Raw genomic sequence first — 22201 nt, forward strand, 5'->3', positions numbered from 1 at the left:
ATCGCAGGTCCGGTGCTGAAACGACTCACGAATAACGCAGAAAAATTCGCGATATTCCGCGGCCAATTTTTTTGCCCAGCCTGCGACAATATCGATATCCGGAACGTCGTGTGGGTATTGCCGCGCGACGAATACGTGATCCTCCCCACCCGCAAGAAGAAGTACGCCTCGACGTCGCATGTGGATCAAGTCTCTTCGCCTTACAAATCCGGTCACGTTCGCGAAGAGGCGAGCTTGAAGCGCCCGTCACGCCGCGAGATTTTCGAGGCGCTTTATCGCACGCACTATCTGCAAGTCCACACGCGTCTGCCCGATGCGCTCGAGCGCGATCAAAACGACGACTATTCGCACAGCGGCGCGCAGATCGCCTGGGAGATCTGGCAGGCCGCCCACTCACACGCCATTGAGCTTGCGGCGCAGCAATGCGAACTTCGCCAGAATCAGCACGTTCATCAGGATCACAAAGCAATCTGCCGGATTTGCGCGTGCGATATTCGCGCTCTGCAGGCGGATGCAGAGTGCGATGAGGATGTGACGTAAGGAACGCGCCGCTTGCGCCTAGACGGGAACCGAAGCGACAAGGCGCAAGCGGTTCGCGGAACGCTTGGGATCGAGGGCGCGCGTGACGTCGGCGAGCGTGTCGCGCATGGTTTCGCGCATGGTGCCCGAAAGCTCGCCCAGCGCTGCTGCGGCGCGGCCTCGCGTGGCGGAGGTGGCCGCCGGGGCGTCGGTTTCCGTAGTGCGGCTCGCGCGTGCGGCGCGCGTCATACCGGCGCGCGCGGGCGGCATGCAAATGCAGCAGGCGGTGGGTTTGTGTGCGTCGCGCACATGGCGCACGAAACGGCCGGAGCAAACGGTGCAGCTCGACAGCGTGAGCAGGCCACCTTCGAAGAAGCGCAGCAGCGTCCACGCCCGTGTGAAGCTCAGCACGCGTTCGGTTTCGGCGCTCTCGCAGTGCTCGAGATAAAGGCGGTACGCCCGCGTGAGGGCGTCGAGCCGGCTGCATTTCGCTCTATCCGTAAGGAACAGATAGATGTTGTAGAAGAGCGACGCATGAATGTTCGGCAGCCACGTGAAATACCAGTCTGCCGAAAACGGCAACATGCCCTTGGGCGGCGAAGCGTTCTTGAGTTCCCGGTAAAGCCTGATCAAACGATTGCGCGAAAGCGTCAGTTCTTTTTCGAGCACAGGCATGCGTGCGCCCAGCTGGATCAGCTCGATTGCGCGCAGCACTTCACGCGCTTCTTCGGTCACACTGCCTTTGTACATGACGTGGTACTCCCAGGGGCAGTCGACGACTGCCACGGTGGCCCAGGCGAATGCCTGAATTCACGGGCGATTATAAAAGCGCGACAAAGAGCGTCAAGAATAATATTTGGAAAGAACTTGAAGGATCTATAAAGAAAATACCCCGCGCGGCCGATATTCAGGCATGGATTGAAACGGGAAATATCCGCGCATTAGCACAGGAATTACCTGTTCTGCGTAAATGGAAAGGTCCGGTAAGAATATAAGTAAAAACCGGCGAAGAATATCGGTGCGCAATGCCCCGTGAATCGGAAAAAATTATTACGGCGTTTTGCGCTTTTACCTTTTCAGGCGCATCTGCCGGTAAACTGCGCCCTTTCCGAACGCATGCGACGCGCGACGTTGCAGCGGCCCGCTCGAACGGCGGGTTCCCTACATAAGCTGCCAACCGATGAATTTGCCTTTCTCCGCCTACACTTCTTCGTTCGCGCAGGCGCGTAAGCGTTTGCATGTGGCCGCGACCGGCAACTTCAACCGAAGTGGCGGCGCACTCGCCAACCCGCCGCGCCGCGCGTTGCTCAAGGGCACGGTGAGCCTGCTGGCGCTGAGCGGTTGCGCCAGCACGTTGTTGAGTGCGTGTGGCGGCGAATACACGGGAGGCGACGGCGCGCAGGATGCGCCGACGCCCGTCATCGGTTCCGTCGCGAACTTCCGCGATCTGGGCGGCGCGGCGCCGGGCTACTCGACGAGCGACGGCGCGCACGTGCGCCGCGCCCTGATTTACCGCTCCGACGCGCTCGCCCCGAACGCAGCCGACGCCCCGACGCTCGAGCGCATGGCGCTTTCCAATGTCTACGATCTGCGCACGCCTGCGGAAATCGACGCGGCGCCCGACGTGACGCCCAGCACCGCGAGTTACCTCGCGCTCAATGTGCTGGGCACACTCGAGCCACCTTCGTTCGCGGGCATGCTGGCCGGCGAACTCGATGCGGCGATGCAAATGCATTGGCGCACGCTCGTAACAGGCCGCATGCAATGTTCGATCTACGGCGCGCTGCTCGAACATATCGCGGACGCGCCGGGGCCGCTGCTGATCACGGGTGCGACCGGCGTGGACGTGGTGGGCTGGGCGTGCGCGCTGTTGCTGCTGATCGCAAACGTGCCGCTCGAGATCATCGTGAAGGATTTCATGCTGACGGATGCGTGGCGCTCAACGGGCGTGGATTCGGCCAATCTGACGCCGCCCGTGCAGGCCAGCTATCTGCAGGCCGCGTTCGACGCAGTGCAGGGCAGCTACGGCGACCTCAACCGCTATCTCACCGTGGGTCTCGGCCTTGCGCCCGAAACGGTGAATCGTCTGCGTGGCCGGCTCGTGGTCTGAGCGGCAGCGCAGCGTCGAATCAACGGGTAAGCAGAGGGCAACAAGGGACCTACACAGCCGCCCGTGCATCGGCCGGCAGCGAGATACGCACGCGCAGCCCGCCTTCGGGATGATTGGACAACTCGCAGCGGCCGCCCTGATTGCGCGTGAGGCGCGTCACGATAGCGAGCCCCAGCCCGCAATGGCCTTCGCCGCCGCGCGCTTCGTCAAGGCGTACGAAGGGTTTGAGCGCCGCGGCCACGCGCTCGGGCGGGATGCCGGGGCCATGATCGCGCACTTCGACGATCCACTGCGCGCCTTCGCGGCGCGTGGCGATTTCCACGGGCGGCACGCCGTGTTCGAGCGCATTGTCGACGAGATTCGACACGAGCCGGTCGAGCAGCGAGCGCTGCAGCCGGAACGCCGAGCCCGCGCGCAGATCGAGCCTGAAGAGCGCATCGTCGTCGTCGCCGGCGTCGGAAAAGAACTGCTCGCGCAGCAGCGCATCGACTTCCACTTCGGGACCCGATTCGGGCCGCTGGCGGGCGAATTCCAGAAACTGCTGGACGATATCGTTCAGCGAATCGACTTCGCGGATGAGCTGTTCGCGCTCGCGCTCCGAGCCCATCATGCTCGCACGCAGCTTCAGGCGCGTGAGCGGCGACTTGAGATCGTGAGCGACGCCCGCGAGCATGACGGCCTGATCGTCGTCGGCTTCGTTGAGCTGTTTCATCATGCCGTTGAACGACCCGATCAGTTCGCGCAATTCGCGCGGGCCATGCTGCTTGACGGGCGCGGGACGATGGCCGGTGCCGAACGCGCGCGCGGCCTGGGCCACGAGCGAAAGCGGGCGCTGCATTTGCCACATGGCGAGCAGCGCGAGAAGCAGCGAGATGGCGAGCATCGAGCCGAACAGCGGCAGCAGGTTGCGCGGGGGCGGCAGATCGACGGGCGCGACGATCCACGTGGGTTGGCCCGCGAAACGCACCCACAGGGCTTCGCGATGGCGCAGGTCGGCGAGAATCTCGGTGCCGGGCGGCAGGTCGCGCAGGAGTTGCTTGCGCAAGTCGGCGAGCGGCTCGCGCCTGGGCACTTCGAGCTGCACGTCGGCGGGCATGTTCCAGGTGGGCACGAGATGCACGCGCAGCGCCGGCGCGAGGTCCATTTCGTTGGGGGGCGTGCTGGGTGCCGCGCTCGTCGCCGTACCGGGCGCTGCGCTGGTCGCGGCATGCAGCATGAGCAGCAGGCCGCGCTCGAAGCCTTCCACTTCGTGGCGGCGCGGCTGCGGCGCGAACACGACGAACCAGCATGCCTGAATGGCGAACAGCAGGAGCGCAGACATCAGCGCCATGCGCCCGAACAGCGTATTCAACGGATTGTTCATGCCATTACGCGTTCAGGCTGCGGCCGCTGTCGTCTGCTGGGAGGTTGTCGATGTCGCCTTCGATGCCGACCCCGCTCTGTGGCACGAACACGTAGCCCTTGCCGCGCAGGGTCTGTACGTAGCGCGGCTGCGCGGGATTGTCTTCGATCACGCGGCGCAGGCGCCAGACCGGTACATCGAGACTGCGCTCGTTGAATTCCAGGCCGTCTGCGTGGAGCAGGTCGTGAATCAGCACGCGTGAAAGCACGCGGTAGGGATGCTCCGTGAAAATCTTCAGGAGCACGAACTCACTGCTGCGCAGTGGCACGCGCTTGCCGTCGCGTTCGAGCGTGCGCGCCATGAAATCGAGCTCGAATGCGCCGAAGCGATAGCGCTCGCGAGCCACGGGTGCGCCCGCGGGGCCGTTGCCGCGCCTGCGCAGCACGGTCTGGATACGCAGCAGCAATTCCTGGGGATCGAAGGGCTTGGCAACGTAGTCGTCCGCGCCCAGCGTGAGACCCGCAATGCGGTCGCCCACTGTGCCGCGCGCGGACGCGAAGATCACCGGAATGTCGTCGCCTTGCGCGCGCAGGGCGGCAAGGGCGCGCAAGCCGTCGGTGCGGGGCATCATGACGTCGAGCACGACGACCGATGGCCGCTCGCGTTCCAGCCGCGCGCCGAGATGCGTGCCGTCGTGGAGGACCGAGGCCTCGAAACCGTTGGCCCGAAGAAAGCTGGAGAGGAGATCGCGCACGACCGGATCGTCGTCGACGATGAGAACGTGTGGACTCGTCGCCGTATTTTATTTGATATCGACAACCGGCAGAACAGCGCGCGACCGCAGAATTCTTGCCGTAGCTTACATGGCCCCTTACTTCATGGCGACGGCGCCTTGCTCGATGGATGCCTGCGTCGCGTGCGCGGATTCCGTCGACGCGACGGATGCGCAGTTGAGTGCGCTCACGCCCTGCTCTGCGCTCGCCTGGTCCGCCGCCGGCTTCGCGGCTGCTTCGTTGGCTGCGGGATTCGCGGGCTGCGCGGCCGGCGCGTCGATGGACGCCATGCCTGCCGCTTTGGCGAATGCCGAGTTAGCGCCAGCCATTTTCGCGGTCATCGCCGAGACGTCGCCGGACGGTGCGGCATCTTTCGCGGGCAGGCGATGCGCGTGTGCTTGCGCTTGCGCGAGCCGCGTCTGGCGCGCGTCGGCGGCTACGCCGCTCGGCATCTTTTGCAGGTGCAGCGACGCATCGGCTTCGGCAGCCGCGACCTTCGCGCCCGCTTTCTTCACACTTTTCGCGCTGTCCGCAGAGGGGGCGGCCGCTGCGCCATCGGTCTTCGGCGCGGGCGGGATGCCGTGCATTTCGAGCACGGCGTCCTGTGCGGACGGGGCCAGTTGCTGTTCGACGACGCCTTCCTTCACGCGGCGCACGGCAGCCTGCTTGCCATGCTTGAGATCGCCTTCGAGTTCGGCGATGCGTCGGTCGTACCAGTTCGTCACGCACGCCTTGTCCTTGCAGTTGTGCTGGCGCCATTGCCACTGGCTCACGCGGTCGGCTTCGAGAGCGGTCGTATCGGTGCCCGCATCGAATGCGCTGCGATAGAGCGCGGCCAGCTTGTCGTCGAGCGCGGAGAGCGTCGGATCGTTGCACACGAGCCGCTCAGAAGCGGACGCGTTATGCGGGCAGTGAAAGCTTGCAGCGTGCGCGAACGGCGAGCCAGCGAGCGACGCGAACAGCGCGATCGCAGCAGCGTTCAGGCCGCGCTTGAAGAAGGGGGCGCGACGGATTATCGGTTCTCGGTTCATGGCAGGCATGATGATGTTGAAATAGCAGGAGAAAGACAGGAGCAGCGTGTGGCTCGTCCGGCGTCGCAAAGGCGCGAGGCGCCGCAGTGAGAACCGCAATGAGAACGATAGCGCGGCGGTGAATCCGCAATGTCTCACTCAGCGGGGAGAATGCAGGAGCGCTTACGAAACATTACACGCGCAGCCGCGCGCGGTAATGATCGAAGTTTGTCGAGCGCGGGTGGTGCGCGCCTTTGCATTGAAAAAGCGCGCACGATCGCCGTTCAACTCCTTACCGAACGGGAGGTTTTTGAAGAAATGGAAAGTGGCATTCAACATTGACCGATGTCCCGGCCATCGCGCGTATCGCTTTGCACCGATCATGCGTGGCGAGTCCTGCCGGGAACGTGTCATGTTCCGCGCAGCCCATCAACGCATCGGGTATCCGCTCCCATGCCACATGAAATCGTGTCATACGTCAGCCGTGCGAGCGCGCGCACGGTGAAACTCGGCGCCGCGAGCGCCGCGGCGCTCGCGCTCAACGGCTGCGCGTGGACGCTCATCACCGCGGCCGATGCGACCGGCTCCATGATTCAGGCGGGTTATGCGGTCGCGTCGAATTACTCCTCGCCTAAATTCGTGTCGGGCCGGCCGGTCAATCTCAGTTCGATCTGCATCGAGAATAATCCCATGGTCACATCGGGAGACTTTGTGCCATCGTTGCAGCTCGTGCTCGCACAGCGCGGCGTGACTTCGGACGTCTATGGCGCCGGAACCGAGCCGGTGAGTTGTGAAGGACGGCTCGTGTATAACGCATCGATCGAATTCGGCAAGCCGACGTTCAGCGACGAAAGCCGGGCTTATCTTTCGACGATCAATCTGACGATCTTCATGCATAACCATATAGCCGTTACGGGGCGTTACGAAGTGCGCGGCCTCGGCACCGACCGCTATTCGAGCGCGGCTGTGAAGCTCAAAGGGTTGTTGGACAGCATGGTGGTCGACCAGACGCAATTGGGCAATTCGTTCCAGTCCGCTTCGAGCGACCAGTAAAACTGGTATCCCGCGCGAGGCGCGGGAAAGGATTGGTAAGGCTGCGGGCCTGTACCGGCTCGTTCTCGTCCCTTACGATTTACGCATGGCAAATCATATCTTTCTCGTCGACGACGATCCGGTCGTGCGCGACGTCACGGCCGAATATCTGCAGATGCGTGGCTTTACTGTCACGACGCTGCCCTCCGTGCGCGCGATGCAGGAGCGGCTGCGCTCCGAGCGGCCGCAGGTTGTCGTGCTCGATATCATGATGCCGGAAGTGGATGGCATCAGCGCGCTGCGCGCCTTGCGCGAAAGCGGCGACGACTTGCCAGTCATCATGCTTACCGCGCGCAACGAAGTGATCGACCGCGTGCTGGGCCTCGAATTCGGCGCCGACGACTACGTGGGCAAGCCGTTCGATCCGGGCGAGCTTGTGGCGCGCATTCGTTCTGTCATGCGCCGGCGCAGCATTTCGAACCTCACCGGCGCGCCGGAGAGCCGGGAATCGTTTCGCTTCGGCCCTTTTGAACTCGATTTCCGTTCGCGGGAGCTGTATCGCGACGAAGTCCGCATGCCGCTGCGTTCTAGCGAATTCGCGTTTCTCAAGCTGTTCGTCAATCACTCGATGACGATTCTTTCACGCGAGCGCATTATCGAAATCGTGTATGGGGAGGCTGGGCGGTATCGGAACCGTAGTCTCGATGTCGCGATCTGGCGTTTGCGGCGGCTCATTGAAACCGATCCTTCTGAGCCGCGGTATCTTCAGACGGTGTGGGGGCACGGGTATGTGTTCGTGCCGGATGGCGAGGTGGGGTTCGCCGAGCGGTTTGGTGAGCATGCTGCTCGGGAGCCGGCCGGTGAAGCCGGCAGTGAGTATGGCGATGAGTTTGAAGGTGAAATGCCTGATGGTGAGGATGACTGAGCGGTTCTTTGGGATCGTTTTTTAAACCATTGGCATTTTCTTGTTTTCGCGGCAGTATGCAAGTGTTGCCCCGCACAGGGGCAACGCCCGCGTACCGACGCGAAAACAAGAAAACGCGAAAGCAACCAAAAAACCTCAAAACGTAAGCACACTAAGAAACATACGCTGCAACCACCCGACGGTAGTCGCATCATTGAGCAACCCACGCCCCACCTGCTCGATCCGGGCATTAGCAATCTTCCCCGACTCAACGTAGTTATCGGCTTCCACATCGTTAGGATTAACGATCCCGGAAAGCCGCAACCGTTGATGCTCACCGCTCATCGCGATGATCTTCTCCCCGGATACCACCAGATTACCCGTAGGCGTCTTGCTGATGACCGTGACGGCCAGCGTGCCGGTCATGTCGCTCGAAAGCGAGTGATTGCCGCTGCCGTTGAACGAGGTCGAAGCCGAGCCGATATTGAACAGGCGCGCGAGTCGCGCCGCCGCGCCGGTCGACTGGTCGGCAGCCGTGGCTGTAATGTTGCTGTCGCGCTTCGCGGCGGCATTCGCGACATCGTTGCCGCTATAGGTTTCGGACAGCCGGATTGTGAGCACGTCGCCGATTCGCTGAGCACGCGGTGTTTCGTACAGCGAGATGGCGGTGCCCGACTGATAGATCGCGCCGCTGGTATTGACGTTCAGCAGCGGTTCCGCGAGCGGTGGCGTCATGGGCGTGTTGACGATCGACTCCGGCGTCGCGCAGCCAGCGAGCGCCGCGGCGAGCGACGCGCACAGCAACACGTACGGCAGGCCTTTCGAATGAGTCGTGCGGCATGCGCTGGAAATTGAGGATTCCGATTGATCGAATGGCATGGCGGAGGGGCGGGTGCAAGAGTGATTCATCGGCTTTAGCAAATTCAGCGGCTTCGTCGAGTTCGTCCGCTCGGCGACGGGTTGGCGTGCACCGCTTCAGCCTTCGTCGAACTGGCTCAGCTTGAGCCCTTTCTCGCTGCCTTTGGCGCGCAGCGTGGCGGGCTTGAGCAGGTATGTGAGCGTCGCGCGCTGGCTGTCGGGCAGCAGGCAGATGGTGATCGTGCTCGATGCGTTCTCCCACACGAGCAGCGGCAGCGAAGACGCGCCAAGCACGCGAGGCGCACCGTAGCGCGAGGCGAGCAGGTTGCGCAGATCGAATGCCGTTGTCGAGTCCACGACGAACGACATTTCATAGAGCCGCAGCGGCTCGCCGGCCGATGCGTGCGCAAAGCGCAGGATGTGGTCCACCGCGGGCACGCCGTCCACGACGGCGCGCGAGGGCGTCCAGCCTTGCGCCGTGTGGTGCGCCCACCGGCAAGCGACTGTTAGGCTCGTGTAACTCTTGACCATCATGCCGATGTCGCTGCCTGCGATGTCGGTCTCGCAAAGCAGTTCGCTCTCGTGCGGCGTCGCGCGCACCATGTCCGATTGCCGCAGCGCGCTCAGCGGCGTGCCGAGCACAATGCCGCGAAACGCAAAGGGCGAGTCATCCGGCGCCGGAACGCGCGGACGGGTGGGCGGTGCAACGGGCGCCGACCGTCGCCTTTTCGCCGGCGGTGCGGGCGGCTTCGCTGCGCTTGCCGCATGCGCCGCGCTCGCGGTATTCACTGCGCTCGCCTCGCTCGGCGGGTTCGCTGGCGCGGGGGCCTTCGGCGCGACGTAGATTTGCACTCGCCCTTCGTAGTGCGTGTCCGCGTGCGCGGGTGAGAGCGGCGCGGCCAGGTATGCCGCGCTCAAAACGAAAGCGATCAATGACGCCCGTTTCATCGGCTGGACCTCGATCAGTCGACCGCCGCCGCGCACGCGTCAAATGGCACGGCTGCGGGGTGACCGACCAGCGGCACGATCTTCAGCGTGGCCGATGCGACCCGGCATGGAAAGGCCACCACGGCACAGCCGTCGAGCGGCAGCGCGAGGCAGGCGAGGGCAATGGCCGACGCGGCGCGCCCCAGATGCGATGACAACCGAGGTGTCAGGCACATGGGCGAGCGCTGCGTCGACGGCTCCCGTGAGGGCGTAGTGGTCATGCCGAAGTGTTGATGTTGTGGCCGAGCGGACCGACCGGCGAGGCCGGATTCACGGTTTCTTGCTGCGGAAAGGGGTTACCGGCGGTGCCTCCCGTGCTGGAGTTTTTGGTGTTGCGGTTTTCGCCCAGCGTCGTCAACGAGGACGTGTGCGCGATACTGCTCGAACCGATAGGGCTGGTCATGATGGGCCTCCTTGGCGCAATGGAACAAAAAAGGGGCGCGCCGAGAAGGGGGAAGCGCGCCCCGCCTTACGCCGATCGGGGGGCAATCGGCGTGCGGCGAGGCAAATCTTCGCTTCCAGAGCGCTCGCATGAAGCAGGAATCAGCGTGGCCTTTGGCCAATCGCTTACGAGTCCTTCCAGGGGTATACGAATGTGCAAGATTGAACGGCGGGAGTACGGCCGGAGGCCGCTGACGAGGCGATGAACCAGGCGGGAACGGAAGGAAATCCGCAAACGCGATTTGCGTGCGCCGCGTATTGGGAGGGGAAGGAGGAGGGGAGACGAAGTCGGTGAATCGAGCGCGTGTTCCCAGGCTGCCTGGGTCAGCAGCCCGGGAACAGGTAAAGGCAGGTGGAAGCAGGCGGCGTCAAACCCTCTTCATGCGTTCCCAGCCGTGGCGCACGGCGGCCTTGAATCTTTCCCAGCCGTTTTCCGGGTAGCGCGACTCCCAATCCTCGCGAGCACTCGGCTCAATCCCTTGCCAGTCGTGTCCGCGATACCGTTCGTCCTGGCCTAGCGTTGCGCCGTGCTCGTAAGCTGCGCAATATTCTTCGTAGGACATGCCTGAGTCCGCGTAGTTTGCGTCATAGTCTTTGCGGACTTCCGTCTCGTAGGATGCGTCGTCGAGCGGGGTGCCCATGACAGGATCGCCCACCAGGCCTCTCGCCGATGTCGACTGCGCTTTGGCCGCGCTCGGGGTTCGCTCGGGCACCGTTGTTGCGTGCGTTGTGACCTGCTGCATGCCGCTGACTACGGTTGGCACTGCAGAGGAAAATGCCGCATGCCGTGTTTCGGCTGCCGCCTCGGGCGATGTCTCGTGCGAACTGCCGGCCGCCCGAGCCGTGCTCCGGGAGGGCGCGATGCCCGACGAAGCGTTGTGCCAGGCACTGCTGCGTTCCTCGATGTCCGCTGCGCCCGCGCTGCGCATTACCTCGCGCGCCAGATTCACTTGCATTTCGGAAACGTCCGCACTGACGACGGCTCCGCCGCGACGGATGAACTCGCGGTAATCTTCGGTCTCCGGCGGATAGGCGCCGTGCGTAAAGAGCCGCGCGAACAAGCGTTCGAGTTGATCGAATACCGGCGTGTGTTGTCCCGTGTCGCTCGAGCCCGTTGCATACACACGCGGCCCTTTTTCCTCTGGGGCCTCGACCGACATTGAGTAAATGGCGATATCGGCTTGCGCGACGCCGGCGTCGCCAAGTGCCTTTTGCGCGGAACGTGCGCTCCCATAGCTGTCGTAGACGCCCAATACGGTTTGTCTCATGACTGTCTCCCTTCGCTTTCGACGGGCGGCGATGCCGCCGCGTACGAGGCGTGGGCGCAACGGTCATGCCCGATTGCGGGAACACCCGATAGGGGCGATCTGGCACCTGGGGGCAAGCGTATGGGGGCAGGCGGGAGACGCACCCATCCGCACCGACGGCCGAGGCCGATCAGTGCAGATTCAGCGGGTCCATGCTGGACCCGCGAACGACATCAATTGCCCGCGATCGTGTCGACCGGCTTGAAATCGCCATGCTGGACCTTGTAGATGGTCACGGGCGCATCCTTGAGGTCGCCGGTCGAATCATACGAAATCGTCGCAGCCGACACGCCCTTGATCGCCAGCTTGTCGAGGTAGGGTCCATAGACCTTCGGATCGGTCGAGTTCGCGTCCTTCATCGCGTTGAGAAGCGCCATCGTGCCGTCGTACGAGTACGGCGAGTACGTGATGGGGTCTTCGCCGAAGCGCGCCTTGTAACGCGTGGCGTAGCTGGCGAAGCCGGGCATCTTTTCCTTCGGCAGGCCGCCCATGTACACGATCGCGCCTTCGGCCGCGCTGCCGCCGATCTTGAGGAAGGTGGGCGAGCGCGACATTTCTCCGGTCACGAACGCCGCCTTGATGCCAAGCTGGCGCATCTTGCGGATCATCGGCGACGATTGCGCGTCGCCGCCGCCGTAGAACACGGCGTCCGGATTGAGGCCCTTCAGGTTGGTCAGGATTGCAGAGAAGTCAAGTGCCTTGTCGTTCGTGTAGTCGCGCTTGATCACCGCGCCGCCGGCGGCCTCGACGGCCTTCGCGAACTCGTCGGCAATGCCCTGGCCGTATGCGGTGCGGTCGTCGATGATCGCAATGCGCTTGTAGTGCAGCGTCTTCACCACATAGGAGCCGACGATGCGGCCGGCCTGCGCGTCGCTCGTCAACAGGCGAAACGTCGTCTTGTAGCCGCGTGCCGTATACACCGGCGAGGTCGCCATCGAAATTTGCGGCAGGCCGGCGCGGTTGTACAGATCCGAGGCGGGAATGCTGGTGCCCGAGTTGAAGTGGCCGATGATGCCGCTGACGCCGTCGTCGATCAGGCGTTGCGCCACCACGGTTCCCGTGTGTGGGTCAGCCTGGTCGTCCTGCGAGTCGAGTTCGAACGAGACGGGCTTGCCGCCGATGGTGGGATGCGTGGCGTTGAAATCGTTGATGGCCAGCTGCACGCCTTTTTGCATGTCGGTGCCATAGTTCGACTGCGCGCCCGTGAGCGGCGCCGCAAAACCAATCTTGACGACGTCGGCGTGCGCGGCGGCACATGAAAATGCCCAGGCGACTACAAGTGCGGAGTGCTTAACCTTCAATTTCACTTTTCACTTCCCCTCAGGTGCATGTTGGGCAATGCCGGCCGCTCGGTGCTGCAGTGCCGGCGAGTGCGATTTGGAGTTGTTGCGGAGCACGCCTGCGGGTTTCGCGTTGCCGCGTAACGTGGCGGGATCGGCGATTGCAGTCTAGGTAGCGAAAATCGGCGCGTCTTGGTCGATTAGCGTGCGCCTCGTGACGATTTCTGCATAGTGGCCGGAAGGGGGCGCTGACCAGGGTGCGCACGGGTAGCGGCGGCGCGCAAGCCGTGCGTAGTGGAGGGTGGTGCAATCGGCACAGCGCGGCAACGCGCGCCTGCGCTCGTCAAGGTGCGATCGTATAGCGCAGAATCCGGTCGCGCGACTGCTCGAGCAGGCGCGTCATCGCAGCCGCCGCAGCGTCGGCTTCGCGCGCGACGATGTGCCGGCGCACGGCATCATGCAGTTCGAGGTCTTCGCTAGGCTTTGCGGCCTGGCGCTGCATCATTTCCGACGACACGCGCAGCGCGGCCTTGATGGCGTTGCCGATCGTGATGAACATGCCGTTCTGCGAGGCCGTGATGATGGCGAGATGGAATTCGAGATTCGCGTCGGCGGCCGCGCGTATGTCCGAGGCGCCGTGCTGGGCAGACTGGCCGTAAGCGCTCGCCAGTTCCAGGTAGCGGCGCTCGATGATCTGGAAGGTCTCTTCCTTGCCATGGCGCGCGGCGAGAAAGCTCGCGCGCGGCTCGAAGCAGATACGCATTTCGAATATGTCTTCGACGATCTTCGAGTCGAACTGCGCATTGAGGCGCCACGCGAGCACATCGCGGTCGAGCAGGTTCCAGTCGGAGAAGGGCAGGACCCGTGTGCCGATCTTGGGCGAAACGGCAATGAGCCGTTTGCCCGCCAACTGCTTGATCGCTTCGCGCAGCGTGGTGCGGCTCACGCCGTACGCGCTGCACAGTTCGCTTTCGACCGGCAGCGCGTCGCCGGGCGCAAACTCGCCCGAGACCACGCGCATGCCGATAATCTTGGCGATCTGCGTTGTTATATTGCCAACGACCGGTTCGCGCTCGAACATCACTTCCCCTTCGTGGACGTCGTGCACAGCGTGTCCGTGCTGTGTTATCGGGCGGTCGTCACAATCACGTTCCACGAGCCCGGTTTGAGCTTCGCGCGCACGCGTTCCCCCTCGACCGACACGGCGCTGTTGACTGCCGGCGCCACTGTCGTTGGCGCCTCCACCGTGTTCACCGCTTTCATGTTGGCATGATACAACTCGAGCGCGTGATCGAGCGTGCGTTCCTTGCCGAGTCCGCGCAGCTCGACATCGAGTTCCATTTCGTCGCTCAGGTGGCGGTTGAGCGCGAAGAGGGTCGTCGTGCCCGTGGCGCGATCGTCCACCACCGCTGCGCAAAGATAGGGGATCTCCGGAAAGGTTTCCGCTTCATAGGTGGGCGAATCGATCACCGGCTTGAGCACGCGGCCATGTCCGAATTTCGAGGCCTGCGCGAACGGATGGAAGATGGTCTGGCGCCACGCGCGGCCGCCGGGCTCCGTCATGATCGGCCCGATCACGTTGACGAGTTGCGCGAGACAGGCGGTTTTCACGCGGTCCGAGTTGTTCATCATGGTGATGAGCGCGCCGCCCACCAAGAGCGCGTCCTCGTGGTTGTAGACCTCCTCGATGAGCCGCGGCGCCTCGGGCCAGCCCGGTTTTCGCAGGTCGTTGATGGTGCGCGCCTTGTACCAGACGTTCCATTCGTCGAATGAAAGCATGATGCGTTTGGACGAGTGCTTGCGCGCGGCCACGCTGTCCGCCACCGAGACGATTTCCTTGATGAACAGGTCCATCACTTCGATGTTGCCGAAGAATTCCGCGGTCGAGTCGCGCCGGTTCTCGAAGTAAGTATGTAGCGAAATGAAATCGACCTGCTCGAAGCAATGGTCGAGCACGCGGTCCTCCCACGCGCCATAGGTGGGCATTTCGTGCGTGGAGGAGCCGCACGCGGCGAGCTGGATGGTGGGGTCGACCGAGCGCATGAGCTTGGCCGTTTCGAGCGCGGCACGTCCGTATTCTTCGGCAGTCTTGCGGCAGATCTGCCACGGGCCGTCCATTTCATTGCCGAGACACCAGAACTTGATGTCGTGGGGCTGTTCATAGCCGTGCTCGCGGCGCAGGTCGGAGAGCGCCGTGCCGCCCGGATGATTGCAATACTCGACGAAGCGGCGCGCCTCGTCTGGGCCGCGCGTGCCGAGGTTCACGCCGTACATGGGCTCGATGTCGAGCGAGCGGCACCATTCGATGAATTCATTCGTGCCGAACTGGTTGGTTTCGGTGGAGTACCACGCCAGATCGAGGCGGCGCGGGCGCTTTTCGCGCGGGCCCACGCCGTCTTCCCAGTTGTAGCCCGAGAGGAAATTGCCGCCCGGGTAACGCACGATCGTCGGGCCGAGTTCGCGCGTGAGCGCCATCACGTCTTTGCGGTAACCGCGCTCGTCGGCGTCCGGATGGCCGGGCTCGAAAATGCCGGTGTAGACGCAGCGGCCCATATGCTCGACGAAGACGCCAAAGAGGCGCCGGTCGAGCTCGGAAATGACGAAGTCGCGATCGACGATGAGGCGGGAAGCGATCATGGTGTTCCTCTATCCATCCTGTAGCTGTGAAGTGAGGCGGCCGCGCCGGGCGGGCGCGGACCTCCGGTGGCGTTATCGCGCGAGCAGGGCGTTGGTGCGTTGTTCGGCTTGCTTCTGCACGTCGGCGACCGACTTGCCCGTCGAGAGCATGTTGCTGATCTCTTCGCCCACGATCTGCTGGATCGCGAACTGGCGCGGCACGGTGTTCGGCAGTGCGTAACCGGTGGTGGAGATCTCCTTGATTTCCGCGCGATGCGGCAGCGCGTTGAACGTGGCGCTCGTGATGATCGACTGCCGCGCGGGCAGATGGCCGGTGCGGGCCCAGTCGCCGTCGTGGTCGTAGAGGAACTTGAGGAACACGAGTGCGGCGTGGCGCGTCTTTTCGTCCTTTGCGCCGCCCTTGAGCATGACCCACGAGTGGCCGTCGGCCCACACCGCTTTCTTCTGATACAGATTCGGGAACGGCACCACGTCGTAGCCGTTGGCAAGCGGCGAGTCTGCCTTCTTCGCGAGATTCGTGAAGTCCTCGATCATCCACGTGCCGCACATGAGCACGCCCGCCTTGCCGTTTTCGAAGGCCTGGTTGGCCGCGCCGTAGTCGAGCCCCGGCGTGATCGCGGCCGCCTTCATGAGCTTGTCGTAGAGCGTGAGCGCATTGGTGGCGGCCGGCGTGTCCATGTCGATCTTCGACGGGCCATTGGGGAACAGCGTGCCGTTCTGCTGATAGACCCACGTGTCGAACGTGCGCGTTTGCGCGGCCGATTCGTTGGCGATCGGCACAGCGAAGTAGGGCAGGCCCGTCTTGTCCTTGAACTGCTTCGCCTGAGCGAGCAGTTCGTCGGGCGTCTTCGGCAGGAGGGGCTTGCCGCTCGCGTCGACGAGTCCCGCCTTCTTGAACAGGTTCACGTTGATGTGCCAGAGCCACGAATGCGTGTCGAACGGCAGCGCATAGGTTTTGTCGCCGAACGTCACGGCGCGGTGGGCCTGGGACGTGAAATCGCCCTTGTCCACGCCGACCGACTTGAAGCCTTCGTCGAGCGGTTCGACCAGATTGCGCTTCACGTAGTCGCCCAGTACGGCCTCGTGCATGACCGAGATGGTCGGCACGTCGCGGCTCAGAATGCGCGCGTCGATCTGCGTATAGTAGGGCGCCCACTCGATGATCTGCGGCTTGACGACGATGTCTTCCTTGTTCGTCGCGTTGAACTGGTTGACGAGCGTCGTGATGATGCCGCACTCGCCCGAGGCCTGGCTCACGTCGTTGACCTTGCCGTATTCGGCGTCGCAGGCGCCGAAAAAGCGTGACAGCGTGATTTCCGTTTTGGCCTGGGCCGGCGCCGTCAAGGTTGCCGCAAGGCCGAGCGCAGCAAGCGTGAGTGCGCCGCGCATCAACGATCTTCTCATGTCTCTCTCCTGTGCAAGACCCCGTTGGCGCGCTGTTCACGCGCTCCCAGTGGATCATTTTGTTTGTACTGCGAATCAAATGAAAATCAGGCGCGGCCGGCCGATGCGTGGTTCGGGGCCGCCGCCTACCGGACTGCGGTGCCGGCCACGGCCGCCACGATGTACTTCTGGAAGAACAGGTACAGCACGAAGATGGGCAAGCCGGCGAAGACGGCCTGCGCCATGAGGTAGCCGATGCCCTCGGACTGCGCGAAATTGCCTTGCGTGGAGGCGAGCCCGATCGTCAGCGTGTACATCTCGGGCTTCGACGCGGAAACGAGCGGCCAGAGATAGTCGTTCCACGCACTGAGAAACGTGAAGATGGCGAGCGTAGCCTGCGCCGGCAGCGAAAGCGGCAGCACGACGCGCCAGAACACCTTGAAGCGCGAGGCATTGTCGAGCAAGGCGGCCTCCTCGATCTCGAGGGGCACGGCCTTGAAGTACTGCGTCATCAGATACACGCCGAACGGCGAGGCGAGGCGCGGCAGAATCAGCGCGCCGTAGGTGTTGTGCCAGTCGAGCGTGGCGAAGATGTGGTGCAGCGGAATCACGAGTGCCTGCTCGGGCACGGCGAGTCCGCACAGGCAAAGCACATAGATATAGCGTTTGCCGGGAAACTCGGTGCGCGCAAAGCCATAGCCCGCGAGCGAGGCGATCACGAGCGTGAGCAGCGTCTGGCCGATCGAAACGATGAGGCTGTTGACGAGCCACCCGCCCACCGCCGAGGTGTTGAGGATGTTCGTGTAGTTCTGCAGCGTGAAGGGCGGCGAAAAGAGCACGTCGGTGTGCTGTTCGAGAAACGCATTCGGCTTGAACGAGAGGCACAGCACCCAGACGAGCGGTGTGATCCAGAAAAGCGCGAGCACGACCACGGCACCCAGCCTCAGGCGGTCGCCCATGCGGCCCGTCAGCGAGCCGCGCGAGCGGGTTTCGAAAGCGAACGTGCTCATGCCTTCTCCTTCTTGCGCAGAAGCCAGGCCTGCGCAACTACGCCGATCAGCATCAGCGCGAACAGCACTTGCGCTGCCGCTGCGGAATAGCCGAACGACCATTGGCGGAAGCCGGTCTCGTAGATGAATTGCACAAGCGGGCGCGTGGAATTGTTGGGGCCGCCGTCCGTGAGCAACTGTGCCTGGCCGAACAACTGAAACTGCAGCACCGCTTCGATCACCGCCACGAGCGCAACGGTGCGCCAGATGGAAGGCAGCGTGATCTTCGTGAACGTGCGCCAGCGCGAGGCGTTGTCGAGCGCCGCGGCCTCGTAAAGCTCCTGCGGAATCTGCTGGAGCGCGGCCAGGAACAGCATCATCGGCAGGCCCATGATCCACCAGACTGTGACGACGGCGATGGCGGGCAGCGCGGTGGCCTCGTGCATCAGCGGAACGAATTCCGGCAAATGGAGCGCGTGGCTCAGGTCGGCGAGCAGGCCGTTGCCGGGCATCATCACGAGCTTCCAGACCAATGTGACGATTGTGACCGATAACACGGATGAGCCGAAAAAGAGCGCGCGCAGCGCGGCGCCGAAGCGCCCGGGCCGGTTCAGCACCAGCGCGAGCGCGAGGCCGAGTAGCACGAAAACAGGAACCGTGAGAATGACGAAGTAGAACGTGTTGCGCAGGGCGCCACGGAAGATCGGGTCGAGGGTGAGATCGAGATAGTTGCGAATGCCGATGAACTCGCTCGTGCCGGCGAGCAGGTCCACGCGTTGCAGGCTGAGCCACCAGCCAAAGCACAACGGGACGATCAGCAACAGCACGTAGACGATCACGAACGGCAGCACGAACAGCGCGTTGGACCACGGCGCGCGCAGGTTGCGCCGGCGGCCCTCGCGCGTTTCCGGCAGCGGCATGGCGAGCGAGCGGTTAGAGGCCATGCCAGGCCTTGCCGGTTTCATCGAATACATGCAGGTGGGCTGCATCGAGACTCATTCGGATGGTGTCGCCAGTCTCGATTTCGAGTTCGCGTGCGCGCGGCAACTCGGCCACGAGCAATTGACCGTTGGGCATGCTCACATGCGCGAGCGAGCGGTCGCCTAGCCGTTCGATGACTTCGGCGCGGCCGACCAGCGGCCCTTGCGGGTCCAGCAGCACGTGTTCGGCGCGCACGCCCAGCGTGAGCTTGCCTGCTGGCAAGCTCGCCGCGGCAATGGCGGTGGGCGCCTCTACGCCGTCGAACGGCAGGGCGACGATCAGCCGGCCGCCGTTGTCGCCAACGCGCTCGACATCGATAAAGTTCATGGCGGGCGTGCCGATGAAACCCGCGACGAAGCGCGTGGCGGGCCGCTTGTAGATGTCGAGTGGTGCGCCGATCTGCTCGATGCGCCCGCGGTTCATGACGACGATGCGCGTGGCGAGCGTCATGGCTTCCACCTGATCGTGCGTGACGAACACCATGGTGGAATGCAGGCGCTGATGAATGCGCGCGAGCTCGAGGCGCGTGCGGCTGCGCAATGCGGCGTCGAGGTTGGAGAGCGGCTCGTCGAAGAGAAAGGCCTCGGGTTCCTTGACGACGGCGCGGCCGATTGCGACGCGCTGGCGCTGGCCGCCAGAAAGCTGGGCGGGACGGCGCTGCAGCAGCGGGCCGAGTTCGAGCATGCGCGCGGCCTCGTTGATGCGCTGGTCGACTTCGCCCGTGCTCACGCCCGTATTGCGCAGGCCGAACGCCATGTTGTCGTACACGGTCATGTGCGGGTAGAGCGCGTAGTGCTGGAACACCATCGCCACGCCGCGCTTGCCCGGCGGCTGGTCGTTCACGCGCCGCTCGCCAATGCTGATCTGGCCGTCGCTCACGGTTTCGAGCCCGGCGATCATGCGCAGCAAGGTAGATTTCCCGCAGCCCGAAGGGCCGAGAAAGACAAGGAGCTCACCGGATTGAATGTCGAGGTCGAGGCCGGTGATCACCTCGGTTTCGCCATACCGCTTCGTTACGCCGCTCAGTCGGATGCCCGTCACGGTGCCTCCTGTGGAGTAGTCTCGTACCGCCGCTTTTAGTGCGTTGATATTATGAAAAGAGCGATGCTCTAACCCATTCGTGTAAACACTGATCGTCTGGCATCCCAAATAATGGGTCTTATGCGTATTGAATCGATGAGGCGATTGCGCACGATGGGATGGAGAGGATTGCCTGGCAATTGCGTATCGTGCGCGTGTGGGAGGAGGCGCAATGCGTTAGCGAGGAAAAAAAATACCCGCACAAGGCGGGCAAGAGGTTTGAGGAGACACAAAGAGAGGACGCGGGGGGCACCCTCAATGGAGACTATAGCGCTTACCGCGGCCGCCCACACCTATCAGAATGGGGAGGGCGGCGAAATGTCGGCGCGTGAATAGAAGCGCAAAGCAAAAACATGGATTGCGGGGTAATTGATTCGGAATACGGATTAAATATCAATCCGTCGCCCACATCAGGCAAGGCGAAGCGATTAGTCGTGTTGGCAACGACCACTGCCCCTGCCCGCCATGGCAAGGCAGTAGTGTCCGACCGCTTCATGTCGCTGAGCGCCTTGTACTTGCGCGGTTCATTTTCGATCCGTGAATCGGATTCGACCGGGCGCGATCCGTCCAGTTCCGACACCGCCAGGTTCGACACGATCTCGGGCCGCCTGGCCCGGCAATTCGCGCCCCATGCGCTCGAATACGGGCAACCGGTTGCGCCGGGCGTCGGCGCCACGGCCTCGCGCCGGCTATCGGATCTTTCGGATACCTTTCCATTGTCTTGCGCGCAGCCCTTCGGGAATATTCGAGGCGCCTTCTCGTTTAAGCAGAACGCGAGTCGCACAACGCCGCGCGGCGGTGGCGCGACCCGTCATGCTCGATCAGGTCGATCGTGCGCGCAGTGCTTCGTCCCTAACAGTCGTGTCGCTCGATGTTACGCGCGAGCTGCGAACCGCTGTATCGATGCACCGCGACGGCTAGCGAGCCCCCTACCAAAAATAGAGGAGGTTGACCCATCGCGATTCTGATTGCGCGTTTGCACAATGCAGACGTCGCGTGCGTGAAAAGGGTTCATCGTGAACGGTTTCACCAGATGGAGCCTGTCGCTCCTTGATCGCCGCGGCACACGGAGTACGGACTTCAGCGCCTACCGCCGATGCGACGCATTTTCTCGACGCGGCGCAGGAGTGACAGCCATGACAAAGGTACTCGTCAGCCACGCAGCATTTCATCATTGGCTGTTCTGTGGGTGGGCAGTTGCGTTCGTGTTGCTGGCATTGTTGCCGGCGACCGTCGCACACGCGCTGCCGATCTTCGCGCGCCAAACCGGCCAGAGTTGTGTGGCTTGCCACGCCGGGGGGCAATTTCCTGAACTCACGCCATATGGGCGCATGTTCAAGCTCACTGGCTATACGCTAGGTGAACGCACGATCCCGATTGCCGCGATGGCAATCGGCGATCTGAGCCAGACGCGAGTCAATACTGACGCGAGCGGCAACACCATCAACACCAAAAATGGTCTCCCGATATTCGACTTCGCGAGCATCTTCCTTGCCGGAAAGATCACCGACAAAATTGGTGCCTTTACGCAGTTCACCTACACGAACTACGACCATCAGAATGGCGCAACGAACAAATGGGAAGGCCACTGGGCATCCGACAATACAGACTTCCGGTTCGTGGACCGGATCATGGGCGAAGCGAACGACCTTATCCTCGGTGTAACGCTGCACAACAATCCGACCGTGCAGGATGTCTGGAACTCCGCGCCGGCATGGGGTTACCCGTACATTTCATCGACGATCAGTCCGGTTGCCAAAATCCCCAATCTTCCGGTCATCGAAGGAAGTCTTGCGACCCAGGTGGCAGGCATCGGCGGCTACCTGTACTGGAACAAGACGGTCTACGCCGAACTGACCGCGTACAGCACGGCCGACGGCATCTGGTCGTTCATGAGTCACGGCAACAAGGCAGGCGACTCGGCTCACCCTCAAACCTATCTGCGCGGTTACAACCCGTACGCGCGCGTCGCGTTGACGCGAGACTGGGGACCCCATAGCGCAATGGTCGGCGCGTTCCTGCTGAACGTGAACATTTATCCGAACGACGCCAACCAGTTCCCGATCTTTACGCAGGGCGTGACGCGCTACCGCGATTACGGCATGGACGCTCAGTACGAGTACCTGCTCGAGCCGCACACGATCACTGCGCAAGCTCGCTATGTGCGTGAGAACGTCCATGATCCGAACAATTTCGTGTTCAGCGACAGCACGTCGGGGAATCTCGACTCGCTGAGGATCAAGGCATCGTATGTCTACCAGGCCAAGTACGGGTTCAGTCTTTCGTTCTTCAACACGACCGGTAGTCCAGACAGCACAGCCTACGCGGCCAGCGCGAACTTCCACCCGAACACGCAGGGATGGACGCCTGAAATATTCTGGATCCCGAATCAACGCATCCGGATAGGCATTCAGTACACGCACTACACCAAGTTTCTGGGAGCCACGTCAAACTACGACGGCGCCGGGCGTAACGCGAGAGACAACGACACGCTTTTCATCTATCTGTGGGCTGCTTCGTGGTGACGGCCCGTGCACCGTGAGAGTGGCAGAGGACCGTAAAGGATGC

The 22201-nt window shown here is 63.0% G+C and carries 23 protein-coding genes; 6 read left to right on the plus strand and 17 right to left on the minus strand.

What is annotated here, in order from left to right:
• The first annotated feature begins 12 nt into the window (after positions 1–12).
• Positions 13–540 (plus strand): hypothetical protein, encoded by a 528-nt coding sequence (locus M3I56_RS12415; protein WP_254354185.1) that lies wholly within the window; start codon positions 13–15, stop codon positions 538–540.
• 18 nt (positions 541–558) lie between these two features.
• Here the strand turns inward: M3I56_RS12415 and flhC are convergent, their stop codons facing one another.
• Entirely contained in the window at positions 559–1269 is a 711-nt protein-coding gene (gene flhC / locus M3I56_RS12420) for a flagellar transcriptional regulator FlhC (RefSeq protein ID WP_254354186.1), read from the minus strand.
• A gap of 50 nt (positions 1270–1319) precedes the next feature.
• Between flhC and M3I56_RS12425 the strand changes: the two genes are divergently transcribed.
• On the plus strand, positions 1320–1514 hold the full coding sequence (locus M3I56_RS12425) for a hypothetical protein (protein ID WP_254354187.1): 195 nt from the start codon (positions 1320–1322) through the stop codon (positions 1512–1514).
• Positions 1515–1699: 185 nt separating this feature from the next.
• The gene (locus M3I56_RS12430; protein WP_254354188.1) at positions 1700–2629 is read left to right on the plus strand and encodes a tyrosine-protein phosphatase; all 930 of its coding nucleotides are present in this window, start codon (positions 1700–1702) and stop codon (positions 2627–2629) included.
• 49 nt (positions 2630–2678) lie between these two features.
• Here the strand turns inward: M3I56_RS12430 and M3I56_RS12435 are convergent, their stop codons facing one another.
• The 3 genes from M3I56_RS12435 to M3I56_RS12445 all read right to left on the minus strand — a co-directional run bounded on the left by M3I56_RS12435 (position 2679) and on the right by M3I56_RS12445 (position 5775).
• Positions 2679–3992 (minus strand): ATP-binding protein, encoded by a 1314-nt coding sequence (locus M3I56_RS12435; protein ID WP_254354189.1) that lies wholly within the window; start codon positions 3990–3992, stop codon positions 2679–2681.
• A 4-nt stretch (positions 3993–3996) separates the two neighbouring features.
• Positions 3997–4746, minus strand: a complete 750-nt coding sequence (locus M3I56_RS12440; RefSeq protein WP_309249152.1) for a response regulator — start codon at positions 4744–4746, stop codon at positions 3997–3999.
• 96 nt (positions 4747–4842) lie between these two features.
• Complete coding sequence (locus M3I56_RS12445; protein ID WP_254354191.1) at positions 4843–5775, minus strand: lysozyme inhibitor LprI family protein; 933 nt, start codon at positions 5773–5775, stop codon at positions 4843–4845.
• Positions 5776–6222: 447 nt separating this feature from the next.
• Between M3I56_RS12445 and M3I56_RS12450 the strand changes: the two genes are divergently transcribed.
• Entirely contained in the window at positions 6223–6807 is a 585-nt protein-coding gene (locus tag M3I56_RS12450) for a hypothetical protein (RefSeq protein WP_375541719.1), read from the plus strand.
• Positions 6808–6892: 85 nt separating this feature from the next.
• On the plus strand, positions 6893–7711 hold the full coding sequence (locus tag M3I56_RS12455; RefSeq protein ID WP_254354192.1) for a response regulator: 819 nt from the start codon (positions 6893–6895) through the stop codon (positions 7709–7711).
• Between the two features lie 135 nt (positions 7712–7846).
• On the opposite strand, the gene M3I56_RS12460 is transcribed toward M3I56_RS12455, so the two are convergent.
• The 13 genes from M3I56_RS12460 to M3I56_RS12520 all read right to left on the minus strand — a co-directional run bounded on the left by M3I56_RS12460 (position 7847) and on the right by M3I56_RS12520 (position 20228).
• Positions 7847–8611, minus strand: a complete 765-nt coding sequence (locus M3I56_RS12460) for a flagellar basal body L-ring protein FlgH (RefSeq protein ID WP_254354193.1) — start codon at positions 8609–8611, stop codon at positions 7847–7849.
• Between the two features lie 54 nt (positions 8612–8665).
• Positions 8666–9496 carry a hypothetical protein gene (locus M3I56_RS12465; RefSeq protein ID WP_254354194.1) on the minus strand — a complete coding sequence of 277 codons (831 nt, stop codon included), beginning with the start codon at positions 9494–9496 and terminating at the stop codon, positions 8666–8668.
• Between the two features lie 14 nt (positions 9497–9510).
• Complete coding sequence (locus M3I56_RS12470; RefSeq protein WP_051481869.1) at positions 9511–9711, minus strand: DUF6726 family protein; 201 nt, start codon at positions 9709–9711, stop codon at positions 9511–9513.
• A 41-nt stretch (positions 9712–9752) separates the two neighbouring features.
• The gene (locus M3I56_RS12475) at positions 9753–9938 is read right to left on the minus strand and encodes a hypothetical protein (RefSeq protein WP_028207397.1); all 186 of its coding nucleotides are present in this window, start codon (positions 9936–9938) and stop codon (positions 9753–9755) included.
• Positions 9939–10344: 406 nt separating this feature from the next.
• Positions 10345–11229: a hypothetical protein gene (locus M3I56_RS12480; RefSeq protein WP_254354195.1), complete on the minus strand. Its 885-nt coding sequence runs from the start codon at positions 11227–11229 to the stop codon at positions 10345–10347.
• A gap of 227 nt (positions 11230–11456) precedes the next feature.
• The gene (locus M3I56_RS12485; RefSeq protein WP_254354196.1) at positions 11457–12590 is read right to left on the minus strand and encodes a branched-chain amino acid ABC transporter substrate-binding protein; all 1134 of its coding nucleotides are present in this window, start codon (positions 12588–12590) and stop codon (positions 11457–11459) included.
• A 316-nt stretch (positions 12591–12906) separates the two neighbouring features.
• A complete protein-coding gene (locus M3I56_RS12490) occupies positions 12907–13671 on the minus strand; it encodes a FadR/GntR family transcriptional regulator (RefSeq protein ID WP_245623810.1) in 765 nt (254 codons plus the stop codon).
• Positions 13672–13688: 17 nt separating this feature from the next.
• Complete coding sequence (locus M3I56_RS12495; protein WP_028207401.1) at positions 13689–15200, minus strand: alpha-N-arabinofuranosidase; 1512 nt, start codon at positions 15198–15200, stop codon at positions 13689–13691.
• Positions 15201–15272: 72 nt separating this feature from the next.
• Positions 15273–16604 carry an extracellular solute-binding protein gene (locus M3I56_RS12500; RefSeq protein WP_254354197.1) on the minus strand — a complete coding sequence of 444 codons (1332 nt, stop codon included), beginning with the start codon at positions 16602–16604 and terminating at the stop codon, positions 15273–15275.
• Positions 16605–16729: 125 nt separating this feature from the next.
• On the minus strand, positions 16730–17593 hold the full coding sequence (locus tag M3I56_RS12505) for a carbohydrate ABC transporter permease (protein WP_254354198.1): 864 nt from the start codon (positions 17591–17593) through the stop codon (positions 16730–16732).
• The gene (locus M3I56_RS12510; RefSeq protein ID WP_254354199.1) at positions 17590–18516 is read right to left on the minus strand and encodes a carbohydrate ABC transporter permease; all 927 of its coding nucleotides are present in this window, start codon (positions 18514–18516) and stop codon (positions 17590–17592) included. The genes M3I56_RS12505 and M3I56_RS12510 overlap by 4 nt, the downstream gene beginning before the upstream one ends.
• Positions 18506–19594, minus strand: a complete 1089-nt coding sequence (locus M3I56_RS12515; RefSeq protein WP_254354200.1) for a sn-glycerol-3-phosphate ABC transporter ATP-binding protein UgpC — start codon at positions 19592–19594, stop codon at positions 18506–18508. The genes M3I56_RS12510 and M3I56_RS12515 overlap by 11 nt, the downstream gene beginning before the upstream one ends.
• A gap of 313 nt (positions 19595–19907) precedes the next feature.
• Positions 19908–20228, minus strand: a complete 321-nt coding sequence (locus M3I56_RS12520) for a hypothetical protein (protein ID WP_254354201.1) — start codon at positions 20226–20228, stop codon at positions 19908–19910.
• Positions 20229–20649: 421 nt separating this feature from the next.
• Here M3I56_RS12520 and M3I56_RS12525 point away from each other — a divergent pair, with 421 nt between their 5' ends.
• The gene (locus M3I56_RS12525) at positions 20650–22158 is read left to right on the plus strand and encodes a cytochrome C (RefSeq protein ID WP_254354202.1); all 1509 of its coding nucleotides are present in this window, start codon (positions 20650–20652) and stop codon (positions 22156–22158) included.
• The last annotated feature ends 43 nt before the right edge of the window (positions 22159–22201 follow it).

The organism is Paraburkholderia sp. CNPSo 3281, from assembly GCF_024206515.1.
GTDB classification, from domain to species: Bacteria; Pseudomonadota; Gammaproteobacteria; order Burkholderiales; family Burkholderiaceae; genus Paraburkholderia; species Paraburkholderia nodosa.